Here is a 23,840-nt window from a genome sequence, read left to right as displayed (position 1 = left end):
GGGCGCACAGGGCGAACATTCCCTGTGCGCCCGGTCACATCAGGCGGGCTGTTCCGTGACCGTCGAGGTGATCACCGCGAAGGGGCCGCCCTGCGGGTCGGTCAGGACGGCCATGCGGCCCGCCACCATGTCGAAGGCGGGGGCGAGGACGGTGGCCCCGGCCCGTACGGCGGCGGCCTGGATGTCGTCGACGCTGTCGACATGGAAGTACGGCAGCCAGTTCGGGGGAGTGCCGGGGGGAGCCTTGTCCAGGTTCATCATCCCGCCCACCACGCGGCCGGAGGCCTTGAACTCCGTGTACCCCTCGGCGCCGGGCATGTGGGAGGCGGCCGTGGTGATCGGCAGGATGGCGGAGTAGAACGCGGCGGCGGCCGGGACGTCGCTGGTGCTGAGCTCGTTCCAGATGAGGGCGCCGTGCTCGTTGACGATGCCGGCGCCGTCGAAGGAGCCCGGCTGCCAGAGGCCGAACACGGCACCGGTCGGGTCGGCGACGACGGCCATCCGGCCGAGGTCCATGACGTCCATCGGGCCCATCATGACCGTGCCGTGCGCGTCGGTGACGGCCTTGAGCGTGGGGTCGATGGCGTCGGTGGACAGGTACGTGGTCCACACGGTCGGCGGCATCGGGTCCGGGACGGTGCCGTCCGGGTTGCTCGCCTTCATGATCCCGGCGACCGGCCGGCCCTTGAGGGTGCAGACGGAGTAGCCGCCCTGTTCGGCCGGGCCGACCTCGCCCTGCCAGCCGAACAGGTCGCAGTAGAAGTCGAGGGCGGCCTGCTGGTCGGGGACCATCAGGTCGATCCAGCAGGGAGTGCCGGGCTTGTAGGGGCCGTTCATGTCGGGCACGGAGGCCTCCGATGGTGGGTGGGGGGGGAAGGACGGGCCGTCCCCTACCCGGCCCGTACGGCCCGAATCGGGCCGTACGGGTGACCGGGTGGGGCGTCAGTTGGTGCGGCGGCGGCGACCGGTGCCCGCGACCAGGGCCGCGCCCATGGCGAGGGTCACGCCTGCGCCGCCGAGGACCCAGCTGGTGGCCGGGTCGGCGCCGGTGGTGGCGAGCGGGGCGGTGCCGCCGGCGCCGCTCCCGCCGGTGCCGCCGGTGCCGCCGGTGCCGCTCCCGCTGTTGGGGACGGTGCTGATCGGGGTGGTACCCGTGCTGCCGTTCTGCACCGGCCCGTTGCCTCCGGGCGCACCGCCCGGGGTGCCGCCGGGGGTTGCGCTGCCGGGCGTCTCGCCGCCCGCGCCTCCGCCGGGGCTACCGCCCGGAGCCTCGCCTCCGGGCGCGCCGCCGCCCGGTGTGCCGCCTCCGGGCGCGCCGCCGCCCGGCGTACTGCCCCCGGGGGTTTCACCGCCGGGTGTGCCGCCTCCGGGTGTCTCCCCGCCGGGCGTGCCTCCGCCGGGAGCGCCCCCGCCCGGTGTGCCGCCGCCGGGTGTCTCGCCCCCAGGGGCGCCTCCGCCGGGTGTGCCGCCTCCGGGTGTCTCCCCGCCGGGAGTGCCGCCGCCGGGGGTCTCCCCGCCGGGTGTGCCTCCGCCGGGAGTGCCGCCTCCGGGGGTCTCACCGCCGGGGGTGCCCCCTCCGGGTGTGCCGCCTCCCGGGGTCTCACCGCCCGGGGTGCCCCCGCCCGGGGTGCCCCCGCCCGGGGTTTCGCCACCAGGGGCCGGGGCCGGTTCCAGGAGGGTGGTCAGGCGGCGGGGTGAGCGGGAGCCGGCCCAGGGCGGGGGTGTTTCCGCGTCGACCTGGGAGGTGCCCCAGGCGAAGAAGGAGACCGAGCCGGTCGGGGCGTCGGCGGCGAAGCGGACGCGGACCGGGACGTCGAAGGCCGCGCCCGCGCCGATCGGCCCGCGCACGAGGCCGCCCGCGAAGAAGTAGCCGTCCTCGTCCGAGGTGATCTCGACGGACTGCCAGGCCGCCGGCAGTCCGGCCGTGGCCGGTCGCAGGACCTCGACCGTGATCTGCGAGACCTGCATCGAGACGAAGTCGGGCCGGGCCAGGACCAGTCCCAGGTCGAAGGCGGCCAGCTCGGCCTTGCCCGCGTTGTCCACCCGGACGGAGAGCTCCGTCCAGTCACCGCCCGCCCGCACCGATTCCGGGAGCCCGTTCACCGTCAGGGCCGGACCTTCGACCCGTACGGGGTCCTCGTCACCGCCGGGCGCGCCCGTGATCCTGGTCGCGTACGAGGACGTGGGGGAGCTGCCGGTGGAGGTCCCGACCCGGCCCCTGCCGTCCGCCGTCAGGTCGAACGGGACGACGGGGGTGTCCGCGGCGAAGCTGATCCGGACGTCGATGGTCCGGATCTGGCCTGCGGGGATCGCGGCGGCGCTGCCGAGGGCGTAGCCCAGCGTCGGGGCCGCGCTCTGGACCGGTGCGGCGGCCGTCCACGGCCCGCCCGCGGTGCTGTACTCGACGTTGATGTGGGCCGGCGTGAACTGTCCGGCGGCCTGCGAGACGCCCAGCATCGGGGTGTACTCGTCGACGGTGACGTGGCCGGAGTTGTCGACGGTCACGGTGAGCGGGGTCCAGCTGCCGTCGGCCTTGAACCCGGCCGCCGGGATGCCCTGGACCGTGACCTCGGGCCCCATCAGGATCCGGTCGGACCCGGTGTCCTCGTCGGCTTCGAGGGTCTCGGGCGCGGCGGCCTGCGCCGGCGTCTGGGCCGCTGCTTCGGGCGCGGCCGGCACGGCGGGTGCGTCGGGCGCCGCAGGTGCGGCCACGGCCTGGACGGCGGGCTGCTGCGCGCCGGTGTCCTCGGCCTGTGTCTTCTCCGCGGCCGGCCCCCCGGCCTTCTCCGCAGGTTTCTTCTCCGGCTTCTTCGCCGGGGTCTGCTCGGCCTTTTCCTCGGCCTTCTCCTGCTTCTTCTCCTTCGCCGGTGCCTGCGCCTCGTCCGACGGCCCGGCGGTGTCCTCGGGTACCACGTCCGGCGCGGTCACCGCCGGTTGCTCCTCGGCCATCGCGGGTGCGGCCATCAGGAGTGTTTGGCCGGCCACCGCGGCTGCTGCCACGACGGCCATGCGCTTGAACTGCATGCTCTTTACCTCCCCGGGCTCCGGACAGGTCCGGAGCCACCCCAAACCCCTTGGGAGGCGCCAAGGTTAGTGAGACGGGGGGAGCTTGCAGAGGGCTACAGGATTGCGAAATGTGTACGGGTCCTCCGCCACCCCGGGTCCCCGGGGCCGGTCCGCCCGTACGGCCCGGGTCGGGCCGTACGGGTGAACGCGGTTCGTGCTCAGGCGGTGGTGCGGCGGCGGCGACCGGTGCCCGCGACCAGGGCGGCGCCCATGGCGAGGGCCACACCCGCGCCGCCGAGGGCCCAGGTGGTGGCCGGGTCGCTGCCGGTGGCGGCCAGTTCGCCACCGGTGGTGCCGGTCGTGCCCGTGGTGCCGGTCGTGTCGGTGATCGGCTTGGCGCCACCGTTCGGGTTCGGCTGGTTGCCGTTCCCGCCCGTGTCCGTGGAGGCGGCGACGATGGTCGTCAGGCGGGCCCTGGACCGCGAGTCCGCCCACGGCGTCGGGGTGTCCGGGCCGACCTGGGACGAGCCCCACGAGAAGATGCTGACGGCGCCGAGCGGAGCGTCGGCGGCGAAGCGGATCCGGAACTGGACGTCGAAGCTCTGGCCGGCCGCGACCGGGCCGCCCGCGAGGTCGATGCCGAAGAAGACGCTCTCCTCCTCGGACCAGACCTCGGCCTCGTGCCAGCCGGCCTTCCCGTTCTTGTCCTTGCTCAGGACCTCGACCTTGATCTGGGAGGGCTTCATCTTGACCCAGTCGGGACGGGCCAGTACCAGCCCGACGTTGAAGCCCTTGAGGGCTTCCTTCCCGGAGTTGTCCACGCGGACGGACAGGTTCGTCCAGTCACCGCCGGCCTTGATGGTCTCCGGCACGCCGTTCACCGTCAGCGCCGGGCCCTCGACGAAGGGGTTCTCGCGGTCGTCGACCGCACCGGCGATCGTGGCGTTGTACCAGGCGGAGGGCGAGTGGTTGACGTGGTTCCCGACGCGGCTCTGGCCGGCCGAGGTCAGGTCGAAGGGCACCACCGGGGTGTCCTTGGCGAAGGCGATCCGCACGTCGACCGTGTAGGAGGTGCCCTTGGCGAGGGACGGGTCGGTTCCGAAGCTGTACTGGAGGCTGGAGCCGTGCGCCTCGCCCTGGGCCAGCTTGGCGGGCTGCCAGGTTCCGCCGGGCGTCTGCCACTCGACCTTGATCTGGGAGGGCTTGAACTCGGCGCCGTACCCGTCGACGGAGATGCTGGGCGTGTAGTTCGGCACGGCGATGTGGCCGCCGTTGTCGACCGTGACCTGCAGCGTGGTCCAGCTGCCGTCGGCCTTGAAACCGTTCTTCGGGATGCCCGCGACCGTGACCTCGGGACCCATGAGGATCCCGTCGGCCTCGTCCTCGGCGTCCTGTGTGTCCGCCTGGCTCTTGGCGTCCTTCGCCGCCTTCTCGGCGACGGGCGCCGGCTGCGGCGCGGGCGCCTGGGCGTCCGGAACGGCGGGCGCGGGGACGGCGGGCGCGGGGACCGGTGCCGGTGCCGGTGCCGAGGTCTGGACGCCCGGCACGGCCGGGGTCGGCGTACCGGCGTCGGCGGCGTCGTCCTTGGGCGCCACGTCCGGGACGATGACGGCCGGCTGGTCGGCGGCCATCGCGGGCGTCGCGGTCAGGATGGTCGGACCGGCGACGGCCACCGCGGCCACGGCGGCCATGCGCTTGAAGCTCTTCACGTGTGTGTTCCCCCCACTAAGTTTTGAACACGATCAGATTAGTGGGGTCGGGTGGATCGTAGGGGCCGGGGAGATCACGAAATGCGTACGACCCCGGCAGCAGCTGCCGGGGCCGTACACATTTGACGCGGGTTGTGCGGATCGAGCGAGGTCAGAGCTTCTCGGGAGTGCGGATACCGAGGAGAGCCATGCCCTTCGTCAGCGTGCGGGCCGTCAGGTCGCACAGGAACAGGCGGTTCTCGACCTGCTCAGGGGTGTCGGCCTTGAGTACCGGGCACTCCGCGTAGAACGTCGTGTACAGCGACGCCAGCTGGTAGAGGTACGCCGCCACCTTGTGCGGGGCGTACTCCGCGGCCGCCTCGGCGATCAGCTCGCCGAAGTGGTCCAGGTGCAGGCCCAGCGCACGCTCGGCCGGCGTGAGGGCCAGCTCCGGGTGGGCGGCGGGCCGCGCGTCCCCGGCCTTGCGCAGGATCGACTGGATACGGGCGTACGCGTACTGGAGGTACACGGAGGTGTCACCCGTCAGCGACACCATCTGGTCCAGGTCGAACTTGTAGTCACGGGCCGCCGAAGTCGACAGGTCCGCGTACTTCACCGCACCGATGCCGACCTGTGCCGCGCGCTCGGCGATCTCCGACTCGGTGAGGTCCTGCGCCTTTTCGCGCACGACCGACGCGGCCCGGTCCACCGCCTCGTCCAGCAGGTCCACCAGCCGGACCGTCTCGCCCTCACGGGTCTTGAACGGCTTGCCGTCCTTGCCGAGCACCGTGCCGAACGCCAGCTGGACGGCCTTGACCTCGTCGTTCAGCCAGCCGGCCCGCCGGGCCGTCTCGAAGACCATCTTGAAGTGCAGGGACTGGCGGGCGTCCACGACGTAGAGCAGCGTCGAGGCGTTCAGGTTGCCCACCCGGTCGCGGATCGCCGACAGGTCGGTCGCCGCGTAGCCGAAGCCGCCGTCCGACTTCTGCACGATCAGCGGGGTCGGGTTGCCGTCCGGGCCCTTGACGTCGTCGAAGAACACGCACAGCGCGCCGTTGGAGCGGACGGCGACGCCCGACTCCTCCAGCAGCTTGCAGGTCTCCACCAGCATGTCGTTGTAGCCGGACTCGCCGACCACGTCGGGGTCCTGGATGTCCATGTCCAGCTTGTTGAAGACGGAGTAGAAGTAGATCTTCGACTCGTCGACGAACCGCTGCCACAGGGAGAGGGTCTCCGGGTCGCCCGCCTGGAGGTCCACCACCCGGGCCCGGGCCCGCGTCTTGAACTCCTCGTCCGAGTCGAAGAGCGCGCGCGAGGCCTTGTACAGCCGGTTCAGGTTGGACATGGCCTCCTCGCCGGAGACCTCCTCGTCCGACTTGTGGTCCAGCTCGTGCGGGTGCTCCAGCAGGTACTGGATGAGCATGCCGAACTGGGTGCCCCAGTCGCCGATGTGGTGGCGACGGACCACCTTCTCGCCCGTGAACTCCAGGATCTCCACCATCGCCGCGCCGATCACGGCCGAGCGCAGGTGCCCGACGTGCATCTCCTTGGCCACGTTCGGCTGCGCGTAGTCGATCACCGTGGTGCCCGGGTTCGCCGCGAGCGGCACGCCCAGACGGTCGTCGCCGGCCCGCGCGGCCAGCGTCTCGATGATCGCCCGGTCGGTGATGGTGATGTTGAGGAAGCCGGGGCCCGAGACCTCGATCTCCTGGATCAGGTCACCCGTCGGGATGCCCTCGACCACGGTCGCCGCCAGCTCGCGCGGGTTGGCCTTCGCCTTCTTCGCGAGCGCCAGGATGCCGTTGGCCTGGAAGTCGGCCCGGTCGCTTCGTCGCAGCAGCGGGTCCGCGCCACCGGCCTCCGGCAGGGCGGAGGCAAGGGCGTCCGCGACGCGCTGATTGACGGAAGAAGCGAGGGAAGGGACCGAGGCCATGAGCTGCCGTTCCTGTGAGGTTGTGCCGGTGGGTGCACTTGGTTGTTCCGACAAGCCCCGAGTATCCCACGGAGGGACCGGCCGGATTTCGGGATTTCCCCGCCGCTACTGTGCCGGGATGGACCGCATCACCCTGCGCGGCGCAGACGCTCTCCCCGAGGTCGGACCGCTGGAGCTGCGTGCCGCCGGGTCCGGCGGGCTGGTGTTCAGCGTGCTGCTGGGAGTCTCCTCCGTCACGGCAGCCCGCTCGTGCTGATGCCCATGGCGCTGGACGCCGGGCAGCAGCAGATCCTCGCCGCGGTGCGGCGACTCGGGCGGATCCCGGTCGGCGACGGCTGACGGGCTCGGCGCGGTCGGCAAGCAACCTCGGAGCGGCCCTTTCCGTCTGGGAGAATGGCTGAAGCCAGCATTCGAGATAGAAGGACGTGTCGTGGCTCAGAGCAGCACCGAGACCGACTGGGTCTCCCGTTTCGCGGACGAGGTCATCGCCGAGGCGGAGCGCCGAGCACCCGGCAAACCTGTCGTCGTCGCGTCCGGACTCTCCCCCTCCGGCCCCATCCACCTGGGCAACCTCCGTGAGGTCATGACCCCGCACCTGGTCGCGGACGAGATCCGCCGCCGGGGCATCGAGGTCCGCCACCTCATCTCCTGGGACGACTACGACCGGTACCGCAAGGTGCCCGCCGGCGTGCCCGGCATCGACGAGTCGTGGGCCCAGCACATCGGCAAGCCGCTGACCTCAGTGCCCGCCCCGGCCGGATCCGCGTACCCGAACTGGGCCGAGCACTTCAAGGCCGTCTTCGTCGAGGCCATGGCCGAGATGGGCGTGGACTACGACCCCATCAGCCAGACCGAGCAGTACACGAGCGGCGTCTACCGCGAGCAGGTGCTGTTCGCGATGAAGCACCGCGGCGACATCGACGCCGTCCTCGACCAGTACCGCACCAAGCAGAAGCCGGGCGGCAAGAAGCCCCAGCAGAAGCAGGTCGACGAGGCCGAGCTGGAAGCCGCCGAGGGCTCCGGCGCGGCCGCCGAGGACGACGGCAGCAGCGGCGAGGGCGGGTACTTCCCGTACAAGCCGTACTGCGGGCAGTGCGGCAAGGACTTCACCAAGGTCACCTCGTACGACGACGAGACCACCGAGATGACCTACGTCTGCACCGAGGACGAGTTCACCGAGACGGTCAAGCTCAGCGAGTTCAACCGCGGCAAGCTCGTCTGGAAGGTCGACTGGCCCATGCGCTGGGCCTTCGAGGGCGTGATCTTCGAGCCCTCCGGCGTCGACCACTCCTCGCCCGGCTCGTCCTTCCAGGTCGGCGGCCAGATCGTGCACATCTTCGGCGGCGAGCAGCCGATCGGACCGATGTACGCGTTCGTCGGCATCAGCGGCATGGCGAAGATGTCCTCCAGCAAGGGCGGGGTCCCGACCCCGGCCGACGCGCTGAAGATCATGGAGCCGCAGCTGCTGCGCTGGCTCTACGCCCGCCGCCGCCCCAACCAGTCCTTCAAGATCGCCTTCGACCAGGAGATCCAGCGGCTCTACGACGAGTGGGACAAGCTGGAGGCCAAGGTCGCCGACGGCTCGGTGCTGCCCGCCGACGCCGCCGCGCACACCCGCGCGGTGCGCACCGCCGCCGCCGAGCTGCCGCGCACCCCGCGCCCGCTCCCGTACCGGACCCTCGCTTCCGTCGCCGACATCACCGCCGGCCACGACGAGCAGACCCTGCGCATCCTGACCGACCTCGACCCGACGCAGCCGCTCACCTCCCTCGACGAGGTACGGCCGCGCCTGGACCGTGCCGAGAACTGGATCACCACCCAGGTCCCGGCCGACCAGCGCACCCTCGTCCGCGAGGAGGCCGACACCGAGCTCCTGTCGTCCCTGGACGACGAGGGCCGCGAGTCGCTGCGACTGCTGCTCGACGGGCTCGACTCGCACTGGTCCCTGGACGGACTGACCACCCTCGTCTACGGCGTCCCGAAGGTCATGGCCGGGCTTGAGCCCGACGCCAAGCCGACGCCCGAACTCAAGGTCGCCCAGCGCACCTTCTTCGCGCTGCTCTACCGGCTGCTCGTGACCCGGGAGACCGGGCCGCGACTGCCCACGCTGCTCCTGGCCGTGGGCGCCGACCGCGTGCGCAAGCTGCTCGCCGTCTGAGCCCGCGGGAACCACGCGGAAGGGCCCGCACCCCTCGGGGTGCGGGCCCTTCCCGCTGTCCGTCCGCGGCCGTCAGGCGATGTGCTCGGCCTCACGGTCCTTGTGGTGGCGCTGCTTGAACGCCGGGATCATCCGGCGCAGCAGCGAACCGCTGCGCGGGTGGGTCACGCCGTAGCCGTCCGACAGGTGTATGTCGAGGGCCTCCGCCGACGGGTAGTCCTGCTTCTCGTCGACCAGCGCGCAGAACACCTTGTACGCCGCCTCGGCGAACTCGGCCTCGTCCGGGGTCTCGGGACCCTGCACCGGGGCCTCCTCCTGACGCGGAGCCGGGATCGGGAGCTCCTGCTGCGCCGGCTGCTCCTCGTCCGGGCCCATCGGCGGCAGGACCGGGGTCGGCTCCAGGCCCTCCACGTACTGCGGGTTGTAGCCGCCCTCGTACGCCGCCTGCGGCGCCAGCGGCGCGGCGAACCACGCGCTGTTGTGGGCCGCGGGCATCGCCGTCGGGTCCACCGCGAACGCCGGCGGGGCGTGCTGGACGGCGCCGGGGGCGGCGGCCGGGTTCTGCGGCTGCGGCTGCTGGCCCGGGGCCTGCGCCTGGGCCTGTGCCTGCTGGCCCTGGTCCTGCGCGGCCTGCTGCGCGAAGCCGGGCGCGGCCGCCAGCGCCGGAGCCTGCTGGACCTGCTGCTCCACCTGCTGCTGGGCCCGCTGCTCCACCGGAGGCAGGACCGCCGGCTCGATGCCCGTCGCCGCCAGCGCCTCCGCGGTCGTCTCCGCGAGCGGCACACCGATCTTCGCCAGCTTCAGCGGCATCAGCGCCTCCACCGGGGCCTTGCGCCGCCACGCACGCCCGTACCGCGCCTGCAGCCGGGCCTGGTAGATCAGCCGGTCCTGCTCCATGCCGACCGCCTGCTCGTAGGAGCGCAGCTCCCACAGCTTCATCCGGCGCCACAGCTTGAAGGTCGGCACCGGCGAGAGCAGCCAGCGCGTGATGCGCACACCCTCCATGTGCCGGTCCGCGGTGATGTCCGCGATCCGGCCCACGGCGTGCCGGGCGGCCTCCACCGTCACCACGAACAGCATCGGGATCACGGCATGCATCCCGACACCGAGCGGATCCGGCCAGGAGGCTGCACCGTTGAAGGCGATCGTCGCGGCCGTCAGCAGCCACGCCGTCTGGCGCAGCAGAGGGAAGGGGATCCGGAGCCAGGTCAGCAGCAGGTCCAGCGCGAGCAGCACACAGATGCCCGCGTCGATACCTATCGGGAACACCAGCGAGAAGCTGCCGAACCCCTTCTGCAGGGCGAGGGCACGCACCGCGGAGTACGAGCCCGCGAACCCGATCCCCGCGATGACCACGGCACCCGCGACCACCACACCTATGAGTATCCGGTGCGTACGAGTCAGTTGCATCGCGGCCACCCGCGATCCCCTCCCCTTGTCGAGCACATACCGAGCGCAGAGTGCTGGTGCTGAGTACTGGGCACTTACCGCGCCTTTACCGAGCTGCGGCAGGCACAGCGTACGGGTGACTGGATGTCAGTGCCCCAGGAGGCCCCGCCCCGCACCCGTCCCTACTGGGGCTGCGGGGACTGCGGCTGCTCCGCCGGCGCCTTGTTGGCCGCGTCCACCGAGGTCACAGCCTCCTTGGCCGCCGTGATCGCGTCCTGCAGCAGCTTCGCGTGGTCCGGCGCGCCGGCCCCCTCGTACGCGGCGCCGTTGTAGTCGAGCCGGACGACCACGTTCTGCGCGCGCGCCACGATCGAGGTGTTGAACGAGTCCACGTCCTTCTTCACCGTGTAGATCACCGACGTCGCCTGGTCGCCGATCCCGGCCACCGCCTCCGCCTTCGGGGCCTGCGCGCCCTCCTCGGACTTCGCCGTCTCGATCTCCTTGTTGTACTGCTCCTCCGCACGCTTGTTGGCGCTGCCGAGGGCGGCGTCGGAGTCGTAGCGGAAGAAGGAGAGCGAGAGCCAGCGGAACTGCGAGCCCTTCAGGCCGTCCGCGTCCAGGCCGTTCCAGGCGCAGCTGGTACGGGTGGCCACGTCGTTCGACTTGGGCGCCTGCCCGTTCTTGTCCTTCACCTCCGGGACGAGCGTTTCTATCGTCGGTGCCTGGAGCGCCTTGCAGGGGTCCGGCAGCGCGGCGAAGGTCGCCTTCTCCAGCGTCTTGGAGGACTTCGGGTTGGGCTTGGCGGACGAGGACGAACCGGACGTCTTCTCGCCCTTCGAGCCCGTGTCCTTACCCGAGTCGGACGAACACCCGGCGACGGTGAGGATCACCGGGACGGCTGCGCAGGCGAGAACGCGGGTGAGGCGCGAGGCTGATCGGTGCATGGTTCCTTCAGTACGTTTGTCGGTTGTTCTTCGGACACGGGACCCGGGCAACGGTAGCCCGATCGGGTACCCGCCTGCTGTGCGCGCCGTCACGCGAGGCCGCGGCGCGCACCGCTCACTCGCTGAAACGCTCGGCCAGGGCATCCGCCAACTGCCGTGCGCTTTCCTGGGTTTCGGTGCTCGGCGGGACCGTGCCGGGCAGTGCGGGCTGCACGCTGTACTCGATGGTGACGATGACGTTCGAGGTACGGAACACAATGCGCACGGTGCGGGACTGCGCGGCGCTGGCCCCGGCGGGGCTGAGCTTGTCCTCCAGGAAGGCTTCGCCGCCGAGGCCCTCCAGGACGCGGGACCCGAGCTCGACGGGCGCCGAGGGGCTCGCGGACGGGGAGACCGGCGCCCCGGGTGCGGGTGCGGTCTGGGCCGGGGCCGCCGGGGTGGGCGCCGCCGGGCCGGGGGCGCCGGGGGCGGGAGCCGCAGGGGTGGGGCTCGCGGTCGGGCCGGGGAAGGGCAGCTTCGCGTCGGTGAGCCGGCGTACGTAGACCTGCTTGGCCTTGTCGTCGTCGCTGCTGGCCGTCCGGTCGTAGGAGACCACGCGCTCGAAGCCGACCGACAGCAGCCGCGTCTCCTCGGGGCTCTGCCCGGTCCAGCGGCAGCCGACGTGCCGGTCGCCGTCGTACGAGGCGTCCGCGACGCCGGCGTACATCTGGTCGCGCTGCTCCGGCGTGAGGCTGTCCCCGGCCGGGAGCATGCCCTTGAGCTTCTTGCTGTCGGCGCCGGCCTTGCAGGGCGAGGGCAGGCTGCGGTACTTCCCCGGTTGGGCGGGCGCGGCGGCGCTGCCGCCGGCCTTCGAGTCGCTGGTGCTTCCGCCACCGCTCCCGCTGGTGCACCCGGTCAGACCGGCCGCGCCGGCCGCGAGCGCGGTGAGCATCGCGATGCCTGGCAGGACTCGCCGCCGTACCGCCTTGCGCTGCACGTCCACTGGCTCCCTTCGACCGGCGGGCCCCCCGACGGTCAGGAAAATGCGTTGCCGCGACTTGGGCGCGGCTGGACACAATGTCTATCGCACACGTTGGTGCTGGCGCCGGTCCCCTGTCGTATTTGGGATCAAGAGCGAGGCTTTTGCGTATTCTGACTTTTCCGTGGTTTTCGGGGGATTGATTCCTTATGTCGTATGTAGAGGTACCCGGGGCGAAGATCCCGATCCGGATGTGGACCGACCCGGCGTCGGTCGAGGACAGCGCGATGCAGCAGCTGCACAACGTCGCCACCCTCCCCTGGATCAAGGGCCTGGCCGTCATGCCGGACGTCCACTACGGCAAGGGGGCCACCGTCGGCTCGGTGATCGCCATGAAGGACGCGGTCTGCCCGGCGGCGGTGGGCGTCGACATCGGCTGCGGAATGTCGGCGGTGAAGACGTCGCTGACGGCGAACGACCTGCCGGGGGACCTGTCCGGCCTGCGGTCGAAGATCGAGCGGGCGATCCCGGTGGGGACGGGGATGCATCGCGAGGCGGTGGACCCGTCGCGGTTGTACGGCTTCTCGGTCGAGGGGTACGAGGGCCTCTGGGACCGCTTCGACTACCTCGCCGACGCCGTCAAATTCCGGCACGAGCGCGCCATGAAGCAGATCGGGACGCTGGGAAGCGGCAACCACTTCATCGAGTTCTGTCTCGACGAGTCGGGTTCGGTCTGGCTGATGCTGCATTCCGGCTCCCGCGGCATCGGCAACGAGCTCGCCGCGCACCACATCGGGGTGGCCCGGGGGCTCGACCACAACCAGAACCTGGTCGACCGGGACCTCGCGGTCTTCCTCGCGGCCACGCCCGAGATGGCGGCGTACCGCAACGACCTCTTCTGGGCGCAGGAGTACGCGAAGTACAACCGCGCGGCCATGATGAGCCTGTTCAAGGAGGTCGTCCGCAAGGAGTTCCGCAAGGCGAAGGTCTCCTTCGACCGCGAGATCAGCTGCCACCACAACTACGTGGCGGAGGAGCGGTACGACGGTATGGACCTGCTGGTCACCCGCAAGGGCGCGATCCGCGCCGGGAGCGGTGACTACGGGATCATCCCGGGCTCCATGGGCACGGGCTCCTACATCGTGAAGGGGCTCGGCAACGAGAAGTCCTTCAACTCGGCCTCGCACGGAGCGGGCCGCAGGATGAGCCGGACGGCGGCGAAGAAGAGGTTCTCGGCGCGCGACCTGGCGGAGCAGACCAAGGGCGTCGAGTGCCGCAAGGACTCGGGCGTCGTGGACGAGATCCCGGGCGCGTACAAGTCCATCGAGCAGGTCATCGACCAGCAGACCGACCTGGTGCGGGTCGTGGCCAAGCTCAAGCAGGTCATCTGCGTCAAGGGCTGAGGCCCGCGCGCGGACGTGCCGTGCCCGGAGGATCCGGGCACGGCACGTGGGGTTCCGGCAGGGTCAGGGCCGTGCGGAGCTCTTCGAGAGGCCCTTGTCGACGGGCGCCGCGCCGACGCCGGGCTTCAGCATCGGGCTGCCGTGGTTGCGCATGAGCGACCCGGGCTGCGGGTTCGCGGGGGTCCACACGACGGGGTCGGGGCAGTCCAGCAGGTCCGGCTCACCGCGGACGACGGGGCACTCGGTCTCCCAGACCTGTCCGGCCGTGGTGAGGACCTCGACGATCACCCTGTTCGCGGTTTCGGCGATCGTGATGCCGCAGGGGTCGGCCGGATAATCCGTCGAGCCGGTGGTCAGGTCGTACCAGGTGTAGGCGGGTACGGTCGGGTTGGCCGCGTTGAAGTCGTACACGCCCGCCCAGGCGATGCCGTCCGGGGCGAGGACGGCCTTGTACTTGACTTCCCGCTCGTCCCACGACGTGGAAATGTCCACGCACGGGCCGGTGGCTCCGGTGGCGCCCGTCGCCCCGGTGGCACCCGTGGGGCCCGTCGGCCCCGTCGGCCCGGTGGCTCCGGTCGCCCCCTTGCACTTGTCGTGGCCCCCCGCCCCGAAGCCCTGGACGTCGGGGTCTTCTTCGTCGTCGTGCCGGCCCTTGCCCTCCTTGCAGCTGTCCCCGCCCGCCGCGACCGCCGGCGCCGTACCGGACGGCTGAGGCCCGTCGGCGACCGCCAGTGCGGGACTGGCGTAGCCGAGCATCACGACGGCCAGTGATGCCGCAGCACTGCCGACCCGCCACTTGCCGTGGCGGGGCAGCGGGCCCAGACGGGAAGGGGTCCAATTCTCCGGACTCATTGCGTTGCTCCTCGTGGAACCGAATGGGAGTGATCCTGCGCGGGAGCATTCGGGCTGCGGCCGCCATCCCGAGAGAGGCGCGCAGGCATATCAACACATTGGCCTACGATTTGTGGGCCGATGGGTCAACGGGGGGCTGATCAGGCGAAAGAGGTCCCGGCCCGTTCGTGGCGACCCGGCCGCCGCCCCGCGCCGCGGCTATCACTGTCTGCGTGACGACTCTCATCCGACCGGCGCAGGACGCGGATGCCGGGCCCGGGACAACGGGGCGACAGCTCCCCGGAACGCCCTTCGGCCTGTGGATGTGGCCGGCGCTCGCGACGCTCGCGTGCACGCTCACGGGGATCCGCGGCCCGCTGCTGGGCACCGACGAGATCGTCACCTGGGACGTCGCCGAGCGGAGTACGGCGCGGATCCTGGCCATGCTGCACCGCGTCGACGCGGTGCACGGCACGTACTACCTGCTGATGCACGGGTGGACGGCCCTCTTCGGGAGCTCGCACACGAGCCTGCGGATGCCTTCGGCTCTGGCCATGGCCGCCACGGCCGCGGTCGTCACCCTGATCGGCCGGCGGCTCTTCGGCGAGCGGGCCGGGCTGTGCGGGGGAGTCCTCTTCGCCGTCGTCCCCGTCGTGAGCCGGTACGGCCAGGAAGCCCGCAGTTACGCCCTCGTGGTCCTGGCCGCCACCGTGGCCACCCTCCTGCTTCTGCGGGCGTTCGACCGGCCCCGGAGCTGGGGGAGGTGGGCCGCGTACTCGGCGTGCCTGGCCGTCGTCGGCCTGCTGCACCTCGTGGCGCTCACCGTCGTGGCGGGCCACCTGGCGGCGGTGCTCCTGCGCGCGCGCCGCCGGCGCCGGGAACTGTGGTGCTTCCTGGCGGCGGCCGCGGTCGGCGGCGCCTGCGCCGCGCCGGTGATCCTGCTCGGCCGGTCGCAGGCGTCCCGCCAGCTCTTCTGGGTCCCCGAGCCGGACCTGTGGGCCCTCGCCGGCATCTGGCCCCAGGTGTTCGCGTCGAGCCTGTGCGCCGGAGCGGTGGTCACGCTGGCCGCGCTCGCGGGGAAGGAGCGGCGCGAGGCCCTGCTTCCGTGCGCCGCGCTGGTGGTGGTGCCCCCGCTGGTGCTGTGGGCGGCCTCCCACGGGGACGTCTCCTACTTCCGCTTCCAGTACGTCATGTTCACCGTGCCGCACTGGGCGGTCCTGGCGGGGGCCGGACTCGCCGCGGCCGCGCGGTCCTGGCGCGTCGTCGCCGTGGTCCTGGCGGCGCTCTCGCTGCTGGTGCTGCCCGACCAGCGCAGGATGAGGGAGCCGTTCGAGCACGACGTCCCGCACGGCGCGGACTACGCGGGGGCGGCACGGACCATCGAGAAGTACCACCGGCCGGGGGACGGGGTGGTGTACGTCCGCGGAGGGCCGTGGATGCTCGACCGGGGGGTCCGCTACTACCTCGGGCGCGATCCGGAGCTGAGGGAGGTCTTCCTCGCCAGGTCGGCGGCCGAGAACGACGAGCTGTACCCGGCGTACTGCACGCAGCCGGCCCGGTGCCTGCGGGGCGAGAGCCGCATCTGGGTGGTCGTCCCCGGGACCGGTCCGGACCCCCTGGAATCGGTCCCGGCGGTGCAGGCCCGGGTGCTGCGCGCGCAGTACACGACCTACGGGACGGAACGGCTGAGCGGTCTGACCGTCGCGCTCCTGCAACGCAAGTCCTAGGAGGACACCCGGGGGCACCCCCCGGGGCTCCGCCGCTCCTGTCGGCACTCACCTGGTTGGACGGGCTGTGAAAGCGAAGATCTGCCTGAACATGATCGTCAAGGACGAGGCGCCGGTCATCCGCCGCTGCCTCGAATCCGTGCGTCCCCTGATCGACCGCTGGGTCATCCTGGACACCGGCTCGACGGACGGCACCCAGGACCTCGTCCGCGAGGTCCTCGGAGATCTGCCGGGCGCTCTGCACGAGAGCCCGTTCCGGGGCTTCGACGCGAGCCGCAGCGAGGCGATCGACCTCGCGCGCGCGGACGCGGACTACCTGCTCTTCATCGACGCCGACGACCTGATGGAGGTGGAGCCGGGCTTCCGGATGCCGGAGCTGACGGAGGACGCCTACCGGGTGGCGCTGCACGACGGGCCCCTCGTCCACTGGCGTCCGGCCCTCGTCTCCACCCGGCTGCCCTGGCGCTACGTGGGCGTCCTGCACGAGTACATCGACTGCGCGGGCCCCTACAGCCTGGGGACGCTCACGGGCGCCCACATCCGCTCGGTGGGTGGCGGCGCCCGCCTCCTGCGGGACGGGCAGCGCAAGAAGTACCTGCACGACGCCGCGGTCCTCGAAGCGGGCCTGGTCAAGGAACCCGACAACGCCCGCTACGTCTTCTACCTGGCCCAGAGCTGGCGCGACGCGGGAGAGCCGGAGAAGGCCCTGGCCGCCTACGACCGCCGGGCGGGCATGGGCGGCTTCGCCGAGGAGGTCTTCTGCGCCCGCCTGTACGCCGCACGGCTCGCGGCGAGCACCGGCCGGCCGGACGCCGAGGTGATGGACCGCTACCTGAGCGCACACGAGAGCCGCCCCGAGCGGGCGGAAGCCCTGGGCGACCTCGCACGCCTGTGCCGGGTCGAGGGTCAGCGCTGGCCGCTGGCGTACCTGTTCGCGCGGGCGGCGGCGCGGATCCCGTTTCCGAGCGACGTCCTGTTCGTCGAGTTCGACTGGTACGACTGGCGCGCCCTGGACGAACTGGCCGTCGCCGCCTACTGGATCGGGGCGTACGAGGAGTCGGCGGAGTGCGCCGAACGGCTGCTCGCGGGGGACAAGCTGCCACCGGCGGAGCGGGACCGCGTGGCACGCAATCTCGCGTTCGCCCGCGAGAAGCTCGGTGTGGCGGACCTCGTGGACGCCTGACCCCCGATCCCCGATCCGTGATCCGTGATCCGCCGGGACGGGGCCAACGGGGGTATTGACGCTGCCAGTTGGTCTAGACCAAGGTGGGCGGCATGTGGAGATCCCGCGTGGTGGTGGCCGCGCTCGCGTCGTTGTCGCTCGTCCTCGGGGCCGGAGGGTCCGCTCAGGCGAGGGTGGGGCTGCCGCCCGTCGTGTCGTATGTGCCGACCTCGGAGCAGGTCGTCTTCATCACCATCGACGACGGGTGGAGCCACGATCCCGAGGCTGCCCGGATGCTGCTGGACCGGCGGGTGCCCGTCTCGCTGTTCCTGCTGCCGGGGGCGGCCTCGTACGACACCGGGTACTTCACCCGGCTCGCGGAGGAGGGGCGGGCGAGCGTGGAGAACCACACCGTCAGCCATCCGGACCTGACCACGCTCGACGCGGCCGGCAAGGACGCCGAGGTGTGCGGGGCCGGGGAGCGGCTGCAGGCCGCCTTCGGGCGGACGCCGAAGCTGCTGCGGCCGCCGTACGGGGCGGTGAACGACGAGGTGCGGCTCGCGGCCAAGGCGTGCGGGGTGAAGGCGCTGATCACCTGGACGCACGATTTCACCACCTGGGGCGAGACCCCGCCCACACCGCGGCTCAAGGCCGGGGACATCGTGCTGCTGCACTTCACGCCGACGCTGGCGGCGGACCTCCGGCGAGCCCTGGACGCGGCGAGGGCCGCCGGGCTGAAGCCGGCGGCCCTCATGCCGCACCTGAAGGCGGCGGGAGTCCTCTAGGCCGTCTGGGAGTTGCTCTCCCTAGAGCTCGCGGTGGACCTTGGTGTTCGAGGCCTGGGCGCGGGGACGGACCACCAGGAGGTCGATGTTGACGTGGCTGGGGCGGGTCACCGCCCAGGTGATGGTGTCGGCCACGTCGTCGGCGGACAGGGGGTGCGCGACGCCCGCGTAGACCTTCTCAGCCTTCTCGGCGTCGCCGCGGAACCGGGTCTTCGCGAACTCCTCGGTCTTGACCATGCCGGGGGCGATCTCGATGACGCGTACCGGCTGGCCGACGATCTCCAGGCGCAGGGTCTCGGCGAGGACGCGGGCGCCGTTCTTGGCGGCGACGTAGCCCGCCCCGCCCTCGTAGGTGGAGTGGCCGGCGGTGGAGGAGAGGACCACGACCGTGCCGTCGCCGGAGGCGGTGAGGGCGGGCAGCAGGGCCTGGGTGACGTGGAGCGTGCCGATGACGTTGACCTCGTACATCGTGCGCCAGTCGGCGGGGTCGCCGGTGGCGACGGGCTCGGCTCCGATGGCGCCGCCGGCGTTGTTGACGAGTACGTCGACGGAGGGGTAGCGGTCGAGGGAGGCCGCGAAGGCGTCGACGGCGGTGCGGTCGGTGACGTCGAGGGCGTACGCGGTGGCCTGGTGGCCGGCTTCGGCGAGCTCGGCGGCGAGGGCCTCGATGCGGTCCTTGCGGCGGGCGGTGAGGACGACGTGGTAGCCGGCTGCGGCGAGCTGCCGGGCGGTGGCCGCGCCGATGCCGCTGCTCGCGCCGGTGACTACGGCGGTTCGGGTGGCGGCCGTGCTCATGTGCGGGCTCCTCGTTCGTTCGTACGGGCGATGACCCGCCCAGCATAGGCGTGGCTCAGCGGCCGCGCGGGGCGTACATGATCACAGCCATGCCGGCGAGGCAGACCAGGGCTCCGGCGATGTCCCAGCGGTCGGGGCGGTAGCCGTCGGCGACGACGCCCCAGACGAGGGATCCGGCGACGAAGACCCCGCCGTAGGCGGCGAGGACACGGGCGAAGTCGCCCTGGGGCTGGAGGGTGGCGACGAAGCCGTAGAGGCCGAGGGCGATCACCCCGGCGCCGATCCAGGCCCAGCCCCTGTGCGCGCGGACGCCCTGCCAGACGAGCCAGGCGCCGCCGATCTCCAGGAGTGCGGCGAGGAGGAAGAGGGCGGCGGAGCGGGCGAGGAGGGTGATCGGCATGGCGCAACGGTACGCATGGCAGATGGGGGGTGGGCGCGCCCTCGTTCGTGTGATGGTCCGACCGGGCGGGGCCGCCGCTGACTAGCCTCCGCGCGAGGAGGTGGTGTCGGTGCGCCGTGGTGCCGTACGAAGTGTGGTGGTGGCGGGTTTGCTGGCGCTTGGCGCGGGCGTCCCCGGGACGGGGCAGGCGTCGGCGCAGGCGCGGGCATCGGTGGGGGACGGGCCGGAGGCCGACGTGGCCTACCACGGCCGGGTGGCCCTGTCCGGGGCGCGGCTGCGGATCTGGCTGGTCCCGGAGAACGACGGGCCCGCCGCGCTGCCGAACGCGACGGTGCGGGTGCGGCTGTCGGCGGAGCTCGCCGACCGGCAGGAGCTGGCGGAGGGCTGCGCGCGGGCAGGGCTGCGCGAGGTCGTGTGCGAGACGGGGCCGCTGCCGCTGCACGGGCGTGGGCGGCACATCGGGCTGCGGCTGGAACTGCGGGAGCCGGCGCCGGAGGTGGCGGTGCGGGTCGACACCTGGTGGAACGGCGGTGCGACGGACCGGAACCACGCCAACAACGAGCACGTGGTCCTGGCGCTGGACACGGGCGACGCCTACGCCTTCTAGCGCAGGCGGCCGGGCGGGTCCGGGACGGCGGCGCTCACGCCGTGCCGAACTCCACCAGGGCCTCGTCGACGATCCGTTCCAGGCGGGCGTGGTGGGCGCCGCGCCAGTAGACGCGCTCGCACTCGGTGCACTGCGCGAACACGTCGTAGGAGCGGTGCGTGCCGTGTTCCAGGCGGTCGCCGACGCTTTCCTTGTCGGCCTCGTGGAGCGGGCCGTTGCAGGCGGTGCAGCGGGTCCACGGTGCGAGGGCGGGCGCGAACCGGCCCAGTACGTCGCGCAGTTGCTCGTCGGGGTTGTCGCTGTAGACGTACGCGCCGGCGAACAGCTCGCGGCGGCGCAGCAGGCCGCGGTCGCGGGAGAGCAGTACGCGCCGTTCGGCCGCGGAGCGGGTGGCGAGGGCGGGGTCGCCGATGTCCTCGTTCTCGTAGGCGGCGTCGACGCCGAGCAGGCGCAGGCGGCGGGCGAGGGTGCCGAGGTGGACGTCGAGGAGGAAGCGGAGCGGGGCGCCGGGGACCTGCTGGGGTCGCTCGACGCCGAACACCTCGACGCTCTGGCCGTCCTGGGGCACGTAGGAGACGGGTACCTCGGTGCCGTCGACGAGGAGGCGGCCGACTTCGGTGAGGGGGACGCCGGCGGATTCGACGACGTGGCCGAGGCTGGAGGCGCCGTCGGTCGCGGTCGGTACGCGGTCCACGCGCCGGCTGGGCGGGGCGAAGAGGCGCAGTTCGGGGGCGAGGGTGAGCTGAATGCCGGGTCCGTTCACCTGCTCAGCATGCCATTTCCGGGGCGGCGGTCGCGGCCGAATTAAGACGTCGCGGTGGTGTGGTCGTAGGTGTCGCGGTGGGCGCTGACCTCGTCGAAGTGGTTTTCGGCCCAGAGCTTCACGGAGGACAGGAGGCAGCCGAGGCTGCTGCCGAGGTCGGTGAGCCGGTAGTCGACGCGGGCGGGGACGGTGGGGGTGACGGTGCGGGTGACGAGGCCGTCGCGTTCGAGGGAGCGCAGGGTCTGGGTGAGCATCTTCTGGCTGACGCCGGGGATCTTGCGGCCGAGGTCGCTGTAGCGCATGGAGCGGTCCTCGGCCTGGCCGAGGGCGCTGACGATGAGGCCGACCCACTTGTCGCTGATGCGGGCCAGGAGCTGGCTGGTGGGGCACTCCTTGAGGAAGGCGTCGTAGGCGGAACGGGCTTCCTCGCGGCGGGCCGCGGCGGTGCTGGTGGCCATGGGCACCCACTTCCGGGTCGGGTACGCACCTTCGAGTGCGTACTTACGAAAAGAGAGTACCTCTCCCTAGGTTAGTGCTCATCGGGAACGCGTGAATGCGTGAACGAACGAGCGAACGAACTGACGAGCTGATGCAGCGAACGGGAGAGACGAAGATGAGCGAGCAGACGATGCTGGCGGCCGTGGTGACCGGGTTCGGCGGTCCGGAGCAGGTCGCACTGGCCGAGGTCCCGGCGCCCCGCCCCGAAGCCGGCCAGCTCCGCGTCAAGGTCACCGCCGCCGGGCTCAACCCGGTGGACGGCGCGGTCCGCGCCGGGGTCTTCGGCGGCGCCGGGCAGCGGCTCGGCCTCGGCTGGGACGTCTCCGGGGAGATCGACGAGATCGGCGCCGGCGTGAGCGGATGGAACACCGGCGACCGGGTCGTGGGCCTGCACTACGGGCCGGTGAAGCCCCTGGGCACGCACGCGCAGTACGTGGTGCTCGACGCCACCGCCGTCGCGGCCGCCCCGGCCACCGTGGACGCGGTCACCGCGGCCGGGCTCCCGCTCGCCGGCCTCACCGCCGCCCGCGCGGTGGACCTGCTGGAGCTCGCCCCCGGGTCCTCGGTGCTGATCACCGGAGCCGCGGGCGTCGTCGGCGGCTTCGCCGTCCAGCTCGCCGCACGGGCCGGGCTGGTGGTGACGGCCCTGGCGGGCGCGGACGACGAGGAGTACGTACGGTCCCTGGGCGCGACCGGGTTCGTCCGGCGGGGCGAGGCTCCGGCCGGGCCCGTGGACGGGGTCCTCGACGCGGCCGTGCTCGGCGAGGCCGCGCTGGGCTCCGTACGCGACGGCGGGGTCTACGTCGGCCTGATCCCGAACCACGCCCCGGCCGCGGAGCGCGGTGTCCGGGTCGTGGAGCAGGAGGTCGCGGCGGACGGGGAGCACCTGGCCCGTCTGGTGGCCCTGGTGGACGCGGGCGCGCTGACCCTCCGGGTCGCGGAGACCTTCCCGCTCGGCGAGGCTGCGAAGGCCCACGCCCACCTCGGGACGCCGGGGGTCCGCGGCCGCATCATCCTGACGGCGTGATCCCGCTCCGCGGACGCCCCACCCGGTAGCGCCAGTCGCAGCTCGGGTGGGGCACCCCGGGCGGGTACTCGAAGTCGACATCGCCCAGGTACTCGAACCCGGCCCGCCGGCAGACCGCGTTGGACGCCGGGTGGTCGGTGCCCGGGAAGGCGTGGACGCTGTCGCGGGAGCCGTGGGCGCGGACGTGGGCCAGGAGTTCGGTGAGCGCCGCCACGGCCAGTCCGTGGCCCTGGAACTCGGGCAGGACGCCCCAGCCGGCCTCGTAGACCTGCTCGCCCTGCCACTCCCGCTCCCAGAAACCGACGGACCCGACGCTCTCGGCGCCCCGGGCCCCGGCGGGCGTCCACACCACGCGGAACATCCGGCCGGCGGCCGGCTCCCGCGCGCTCATCGCCTCGTAGCGCCGCTGTCGCTCGACGAGCTTCGCGGCCGGTTCGGGGCCGCCGAGGAACTCGGTCATGACCGGCTCGTTCTTGCGCTCCAGCAGCCAGAAGTCCCCGGCGGACCAGGGCTCCAGCCGTACGTGCGTGTCCATCCGGACACGCTACTCCGGCGCGGTGCGGCACGGCGGCCGTCAGCCGCGGCGGAAGAACTCCACCTCCGCCAGGGCGAGATGACGTTCCGGTGCGGCTCCGGCGGGCGCGTCCAGGGTCAGCCGGACCGTGGTGGCGTCGCTGATGCCGGTGGGGAAGGTCTGGGGGCCGGGCTTGTCGCTCAGGACGAGCTCCTTGTGGACCTTCCGGCCGTCCCGCGCCGTCACCTCCATGTCGATCCGCAGCGCCCGCGCCTGGTGCGCGTACTCCTCGGGTGACGCCGAGGCGCCGTTGGTGATGATCACGTCGACCAGGCGGAACGGCTCGGCGAAGGTGTACGTCGCCGAGGCGCCGGGGGCGGGCGCGCCCCAGTAGCGGTTGCTGAGGCCGTCGGTGCTGTCGCCCACCGGGTGCCCGGGCACCTCGGCGCTCGCCTCGACCCGGGCGGCGGTCACCTCCTTGGCCTTGCCGAGCTTGTCGCGGGTGTCCTCGATCAGGTGGCGTCCGGCCGGCAGCAGCAGGAAGCCGCCCGCGCAGAGGGCCAGTACGACGGCCAGGACCACCAGGAAGCGCGTCATCCGGCCCGAACCCCCGCGCGTGCGGCGGTGGAACGGCCACACGGTCCGCCACCAGGGCAGGGGTGCCGCCGCGGTGGCGGGCGTCAGGGGAGCGGCGCAGCGGCGGCAGAACCGGCGCTCGGGCGGGTTGGGCGTGCCGCAGACGGGGCACGGCACGCCGGCCCCGGAGTCGCTCACGGCCGCGGGACGCACGACCGGGCGCGGGGCGACGGCCTTGGCGGGCCGGACGGGCTGCGGCGAGGCCGGCGCGGGTGCCTGCGGTGCGGGTGCCTGCGGTGCGACGGCCCGGGGGGCGGCGGCCGCGGGGCCGGGCGCGGGCGGCGCCGAGGAGGCCCCGGAGGGCGGCGAGGGGGCCGTCGCAGGGGGCGTCGCGGGGGCCGTATCCGCCGCCTGCCGGGCGGCGGGTGCGGGTCGGGCCGACCCGGCTGCCGCGGGCGGGGCGGGGTCGGCGCGGTCAGGGGCGGCGTCGGCCCCGGGAACGGCCGGATCCCCTGCGGGCTCCGGCTCGGGCTCGGGCTCGGGGGCGTCCGGGCCCGGGGCGGCCGGGGCGCGGGTGGGTGGGGAGCCCGACCAGCCCAGGTAGGCGCCGCAGTTGCCGCAGAAGTCGTCCGTCTCGCCGTTGGACGCCCCGCACACGGGACACGCTCGCACCGCC

At 72.6% G+C, this 23,840-nt stretch carries 22 protein-coding genes; 8 read left to right on the top strand and 14 right to left on the bottom strand.

Going from position 1 to position 23,840, the window contains the following annotated elements:
- Positions 1-39 precede the first annotated feature (39 nt).
- The 4 genes from Sspor_RS19730 to argS form a co-directional block, all read right to left on the bottom strand.
- On the bottom strand, positions 40-837 hold the full coding sequence (locus Sspor_RS19730; RefSeq protein WP_202203748.1) for a VOC family protein: 798 nt from the start codon (positions 835-837) through the stop codon (positions 40-42).
- Positions 838-942: 105 nt separating this feature from the next.
- Positions 943-3,024, bottom strand: coding sequence for a hypothetical protein (locus tag Sspor_RS19725; protein ID WP_202200308.1), 2,082 nt, complete (start codon positions 3,022-3,024; stop codon positions 943-945).
- 200 nt (positions 3,025-3,224) lie between these two features.
- Positions 3,225-4,715 (bottom strand): hypothetical protein, encoded by a 1,491-nt coding sequence (locus Sspor_RS19720; protein ID WP_202200307.1) that lies wholly within the window; start codon positions 4,713-4,715, stop codon positions 3,225-3,227.
- Positions 4,716-4,866: 151 nt separating this feature from the next.
- Positions 4,867-6,627, bottom strand: coding sequence for an arginine--tRNA ligase (gene argS / locus Sspor_RS19715; protein WP_202200306.1), 1,761 nt, complete (start codon positions 6,625-6,627; stop codon positions 4,867-4,869).
- A 118-nt stretch (positions 6,628-6,745) separates the two neighbouring features.
- Here argS and Sspor_RS19710 point away from each other — a divergent pair, with 118 nt between their 5' ends.
- Together Sspor_RS19710 and lysS are read left to right on the top strand one after the other, a co-directional pair.
- Entirely contained in the window at positions 6,746-6,883 is a 138-nt protein-coding gene (locus tag Sspor_RS19710) for a hypothetical protein (RefSeq protein ID WP_202200305.1), read from the top strand.
- A gap of 174 nt (positions 6,884-7,057) precedes the next feature.
- Entirely contained in the window at positions 7,058-8,785 is a 1,728-nt protein-coding gene (gene lysS, locus Sspor_RS19705) for a lysine--tRNA ligase (RefSeq protein ID WP_202200304.1), read from the top strand.
- 72 nt (positions 8,786-8,857) lie between these two features.
- Here lysS and Sspor_RS19700 read toward each other — a convergent pair whose 3' ends face one another.
- From Sspor_RS19700 to Sspor_RS19690, 3 genes are all read right to left on the bottom strand, one after another.
- The gene (locus Sspor_RS19700; RefSeq protein WP_202200303.1) at positions 8,858-10,195 is read right to left on the bottom strand and encodes a DUF2637 domain-containing protein; all 1,338 of its coding nucleotides are present in this window, start codon (positions 10,193-10,195) and stop codon (positions 8,858-8,860) included.
- 161 nt (positions 10,196-10,356) lie between these two features.
- A complete protein-coding gene (locus Sspor_RS19695; RefSeq protein ID WP_202200302.1) occupies positions 10,357-11,118 on the bottom strand; it encodes a DUF3558 family protein in 762 nt (253 codons plus the stop codon).
- A gap of 115 nt (positions 11,119-11,233) precedes the next feature.
- The gene (locus Sspor_RS19690; protein WP_237403933.1) at positions 11,234-12,094 is read right to left on the bottom strand and encodes a DUF3558 domain-containing protein; all 861 of its coding nucleotides are present in this window, start codon (positions 12,092-12,094) and stop codon (positions 11,234-11,236) included.
- 191 nt (positions 12,095-12,285) lie between these two features.
- Here Sspor_RS19690 and Sspor_RS19685 point away from each other — a divergent pair, with 191 nt between their 5' ends.
- Positions 12,286-13,479, top strand: coding sequence for an RtcB family protein (locus tag Sspor_RS19685; protein ID WP_202200301.1), 1,194 nt, complete (start codon positions 12,286-12,288; stop codon positions 13,477-13,479).
- Positions 13,480-13,542: 63 nt separating this feature from the next.
- Here the strand turns inward: Sspor_RS19685 and Sspor_RS19680 are convergent, their stop codons facing one another.
- A complete protein-coding gene (locus tag Sspor_RS19680) occupies positions 13,543-14,331 on the bottom strand; it encodes a hypothetical protein (RefSeq protein ID WP_202200300.1) in 789 nt (262 codons plus the stop codon).
- Positions 14,332-14,543: 212 nt separating this feature from the next.
- Between Sspor_RS19680 and Sspor_RS41135 the strand changes: the two genes are divergently transcribed.
- The 3 genes from Sspor_RS41135 to Sspor_RS19665 all read left to right on the top strand — a co-directional run bounded on the left by Sspor_RS41135 (position 14,544) and on the right by Sspor_RS19665 (position 17,984).
- Positions 14,544-16,037 carry a glycosyltransferase family 39 protein gene (locus tag Sspor_RS41135; RefSeq protein ID WP_202200299.1) on the top strand — a complete coding sequence of 498 codons (1,494 nt, stop codon included), beginning with the start codon at positions 14,544-14,546 and terminating at the stop codon, positions 16,035-16,037.
- Between the two features lie 67 nt (positions 16,038-16,104).
- Positions 16,105-17,220 (top strand): glycosyltransferase, encoded by a 1,116-nt coding sequence (locus tag Sspor_RS19670; protein WP_202200298.1) that lies wholly within the window; start codon positions 16,105-16,107, stop codon positions 17,218-17,220.
- A 92-nt stretch (positions 17,221-17,312) separates the two neighbouring features.
- Positions 17,313-17,984, top strand: coding sequence for a polysaccharide deacetylase family protein (locus Sspor_RS19665; protein WP_202200297.1), 672 nt, complete (start codon positions 17,313-17,315; stop codon positions 17,982-17,984).
- A 21-nt stretch (positions 17,985-18,005) separates the two neighbouring features.
- On the opposite strand, the gene Sspor_RS19660 is transcribed toward Sspor_RS19665, so the two are convergent.
- Both Sspor_RS19660 and Sspor_RS19655 read right to left on the bottom strand, forming a co-directional pair.
- On the bottom strand, positions 18,006-18,779 hold the full coding sequence (locus Sspor_RS19660; protein WP_202200296.1) for an SDR family NAD(P)-dependent oxidoreductase: 774 nt from the start codon (positions 18,777-18,779) through the stop codon (positions 18,006-18,008).
- A 55-nt stretch (positions 18,780-18,834) separates the two neighbouring features.
- Positions 18,835-19,179, bottom strand: coding sequence for a YnfA family protein (locus tag Sspor_RS19655; protein ID WP_202200295.1), 345 nt, complete (start codon positions 19,177-19,179; stop codon positions 18,835-18,837).
- A 139-nt stretch (positions 19,180-19,318) separates the two neighbouring features.
- Here Sspor_RS19655 and Sspor_RS19650 point away from each other — a divergent pair, with 139 nt between their 5' ends.
- Complete coding sequence (locus tag Sspor_RS19650; protein WP_237404346.1) at positions 19,319-19,786, top strand: hypothetical protein; 468 nt, start codon at positions 19,319-19,321, stop codon at positions 19,784-19,786.
- A 34-nt stretch (positions 19,787-19,820) separates the two neighbouring features.
- Here Sspor_RS19650 and Sspor_RS19645 read toward each other — a convergent pair whose 3' ends face one another.
- Together Sspor_RS19645 and Sspor_RS19640 are read right to left on the bottom strand one after the other, a co-directional pair.
- Positions 19,821-20,549: a Mut7-C RNAse domain-containing protein gene (locus Sspor_RS19645; RefSeq protein ID WP_202200293.1), complete on the bottom strand. Its 729-nt coding sequence runs from the start codon at positions 20,547-20,549 to the stop codon at positions 19,821-19,823.
- 41 nt (positions 20,550-20,590) lie between these two features.
- A complete protein-coding gene (locus Sspor_RS19640) occupies positions 20,591-21,007 on the bottom strand; it encodes a winged helix-turn-helix transcriptional regulator (RefSeq protein WP_202200292.1) in 417 nt (138 codons plus the stop codon).
- 170 nt (positions 21,008-21,177) lie between these two features.
- On the opposite strand from Sspor_RS19640, the gene Sspor_RS19635 reads away from it, so the two are divergent.
- A complete protein-coding gene (locus Sspor_RS19635; protein WP_202203746.1) occupies positions 21,178-22,074 on the top strand; it encodes an NADP-dependent oxidoreductase in 897 nt (298 codons plus the stop codon).
- Here Sspor_RS19635 and Sspor_RS19630 read toward each other — a convergent pair.
- Positions 22,058-22,609: a GNAT family N-acetyltransferase gene (locus tag Sspor_RS19630; protein ID WP_202200291.1), complete on the bottom strand. Its 552-nt coding sequence runs from the start codon at positions 22,607-22,609 to the stop codon at positions 22,058-22,060. The genes Sspor_RS19635 and Sspor_RS19630 overlap by 17 nt on opposite strands.
- A gap of 39 nt (positions 22,610-22,648) precedes the next feature.
- Positions 22,649-23,836 (bottom strand): zinc ribbon domain-containing protein, encoded by a 1,188-nt coding sequence (locus Sspor_RS19625; protein WP_202200290.1) that lies wholly within the window; start codon positions 23,834-23,836, stop codon positions 22,649-22,651.
- Positions 23,837-23,840: the final 4 nt, after the last annotated feature.

The sequence above is a fragment of the Streptomyces spororaveus genome (assembly GCF_016755875.1).
GTDB classification, from domain to species: domain Bacteria; phylum Actinomycetota; class Actinomycetes; order Streptomycetales; family Streptomycetaceae; genus Streptomyces; species Streptomyces spororaveus.
Note: the sequence above shows the minus strand (reverse complement) of the source record. Positions and strands in the feature narration are given on the sequence as shown.

Coding starts and splice junctions, on each gene's coding strand:
- Sspor_RS19730 (WP_202203748.1), bottom strand. CDS start 837: ATGAACGGCCCCTACAAGCCCGGCACTCCCTGCTGGATCGACCTGATG.
- Sspor_RS19725 (WP_202200308.1), bottom strand. CDS start 3,024: ATGCAGTTCAAGCGCATGGCCGTCGTGGCAGCAGCCGCGGTGGCCGGC.
- argS (WP_202200306.1), bottom strand. CDS start 6,627: ATGGCCTCGGTCCCTTCCCTCGCTTCTTCCGTCAATCAGCGCGTCGCG.
- Sspor_RS19710 (WP_202200305.1), top strand. CDS start 6,746: ATGGACCGCATCACCCTGCGCGGCGCAGACGCTCTCCCCGAGGTCGGA.
- Sspor_RS19700 (WP_202200303.1), bottom strand. CDS start 10,195: ATGCAACTGACTCGTACGCACCGGATACTCATAGGTGTGGTGGTCGCG.
- Sspor_RS19695 (WP_202200302.1), bottom strand. CDS start 11,118: ATGCACCGATCAGCCTCGCGCCTCACCCGCGTTCTCGCCTGCGCAGCC.
- Sspor_RS19685 (WP_202200301.1), top strand. CDS start 12,286: ATGTCGTATGTAGAGGTACCCGGGGCGAAGATCCCGATCCGGATGTGG.
- Sspor_RS19680 (WP_202200300.1), bottom strand. CDS start 14,331: ATGAGTCCGGAGAATTGGACCCCTTCCCGTCTGGGCCCGCTGCCCCGC.
- Sspor_RS19665 (WP_202200297.1), top strand. CDS start 17,313: ATGTGGAGATCCCGCGTGGTGGTGGCCGCGCTCGCGTCGTTGTCGCTC.
- Sspor_RS19660 (WP_202200296.1), bottom strand. CDS start 18,779: ATGAGCACGGCCGCCACCCGAACCGCCGTAGTCACCGGCGCGAGCAGC.
- Sspor_RS19655 (WP_202200295.1), bottom strand. CDS start 19,179: ATGCCGATCACCCTCCTCGCCCGCTCCGCCGCCCTCTTCCTCCTCGCC.
- Sspor_RS19640 (WP_202200292.1), bottom strand. CDS start 21,007: ATGGCCACCAGCACCGCCGCGGCCCGCCGCGAGGAAGCCCGTTCCGCC.
- Sspor_RS19635 (WP_202203746.1), top strand. CDS start 21,178: ATGCTGGCGGCCGTGGTGACCGGGTTCGGCGGTCCGGAGCAGGTCGCA.
- Sspor_RS19630 (WP_202200291.1), bottom strand. CDS start 22,609: ATGGACACGCACGTACGGCTGGAGCCCTGGTCCGCCGGGGACTTCTGG.